At 55.8% G+C, this 1876-nt stretch carries 2 protein-coding genes; both read right to left on the bottom strand.

Features of this window, described 5'->3' with window-relative positions:
* Nucleotides 1–480 precede the first annotated feature (480 nt).
* Complete coding sequence (locus FD34_RS01475) at nucleotides 481–1002, bottom strand: GNAT family N-acetyltransferase (protein WP_057806093.1); 522 nt, start codon at nucleotides 1000–1002, stop codon at nucleotides 481–483.
* A 73-nt stretch (nucleotides 1003–1075) separates the two neighbouring features.
* Complete coding sequence (locus FD34_RS01470; protein WP_057806094.1) at nucleotides 1076–1822, bottom strand: SDR family NAD(P)-dependent oxidoreductase; 747 nt, start codon at nucleotides 1820–1822, stop codon at nucleotides 1076–1078.
* Nucleotides 1823–1876: the final 54 nt, after the last annotated feature.

Genomic DNA, 1876 nt, shown 5'->3' with positions numbered 1-1876 from the left:
CGAATTGTTTGATTTGGTCGTTAAACATATTCTACCCGGTATGGGTTTATTTTTTTACTTTGTGTTGCATTTCAATTGTAAATTCGCCCCCTATATAAAGACAAAGACCCGCCCAATTGAGCGAGTCTTTTATTTTATCGTCATTGAAGGATTAGTCTTCAACCTTCTTGGCTTCCTCCATGGCCTTCATGATGGAAGGGTTCTTGGAGTGACAGTCCTTGATCATTTGCAGGTCTTCTTCACTTAATTCAACCGTGTACTTAGCCATTGTTCTCCCTCACTTTGCTTAAAGAATTACCTTAACTATACCATAACCCGGCTGACCTGCACGGCTAAATTGCCGAAATCAGCGCATCCGGCGCCGACGAGTGGTCGGTTCCTTCATAAACCGGTAAACCAGCTTGGTAACCACGGTCTGAGCGATGAATACCACTACCGTGCGGACGATTTTCCTACGAATTGTCATAATTTGGTCCTCCTTTATTGAATGTTGAGCTCAAAGCCCAGGTGCTCGGCGTCGGTCTCGTCTTGAATGTAGACGGTCCCCCGCTCGACAAAGCCCAGGGTCTTGCCCAGTTTTTGCATCGGGATGTTCTTGCGGTGGGTGTCGTAGCGAAAGTTCCGGATCCCCTGCAGGCGGCCGACGGTGATCAGGTTGGAGAACATCAGCTCGCCGAGGTGGTGGCCACTGGCTGCGGCCCCGATGGCCACCCGGTGGATGATGGCATAGGGCTCGTCGACTTGGGCCCAGGCGCCGTCCTGGATCGCCTCGTAGTTGGCTTCTGGTGCTAGCTGGAGGTCGGCAGTCCCCACCACCCGGTCACCGTCGATCAGGACCCAGCTGTATCCGTGGTCGATGTCGGCGGTGATCATGGCCGTCGTTGGGTGGCCGTCCTGCCACTGCGGGTTGTCGTTGTCCTTCAGAAATTCCTTGGCCTGGGCGATGATCGCCATGATGGCGGGCAGGTCTTCCTTGGTCGCCCGGCGAATATAGGTTGCCATCGTGCATCCCTCCTTTGATAAGCTGGGCCCGCCCATTTTAAAACCAACGAGCGGGTCCGCAATTCTTGACGTGTTACTTGGCCGGCTGGCCGGTGCCAATCTCGAAGCCGGCCGTGATCGGGATATTCTCCCCAGTCATCGCGCTGGAGGCCGGGGTCGCCGCGAAGTAGACCGCCTGAGCGATTTCTTCGGGCTGGACGATCCGCCCCAGTGGACTGTGCTTGCTGAAACGGTCAATCTGGTCGGCCGGGAACAGCGGTGTCTCGGTTGGCCCGGGCGCCACACTGTTGACCCGAATGCCGTCCGGGCCGTAGTCCATCGCCATCGCCCGGGTCATGTTAACGATCGCGCCCTTGGTGGCGTTATAGGCGACCATGTTGAAGTCCCCCGCCAACCCTGAGATCGAGGAGATGTTGACAATCGTGCCCCGATGCTGGGCGATCATCGCCGGTAGGAAGGCCTTGCTGACCAGGTAGGTCCCGGTCACGTTGACCGCAAAAACCCGGTTCCAGTTCTGCTCGGTGACCTCGTGCAGCCTTCCTGAGACAACGATCCCGGCATCGTTGACCAGGGAGGTTACCGTTGTGAATTTATCGAAGGTGGCGTCGCACAGGGCCGCCACGCTGGCTGCATCGCTGACGTCGGTGTAGGTGAAAGCGACCCGGTCGGTGCCAAACTGGTCGGCAAATTCCTGACAGAGCTTTTCGCCCTGCTCCTGCTGGTTGGAGGCCATCATCACGCTCCACCCCTTATTCAGGAAGAGGCGGGTCGTGCTGAGGCCAATTCCGGAGGTTGCTCCGGTGATTACTACTGTTTCCATATGGCAGATTGTAAAATTTAAGTTGAACATTTAAGTGGACAGAAAAACCCATCA

Source organism: Limosilactobacillus pontis DSM 8475 (assembly GCF_001435345.1).
Classification (GTDB): domain Bacteria; phylum Bacillota; class Bacilli; order Lactobacillales; family Lactobacillaceae; genus Limosilactobacillus; species Limosilactobacillus pontis.
Note: the sequence above shows the minus strand (reverse complement) of the source record. Positions and strands in the feature narration are given on the sequence as shown.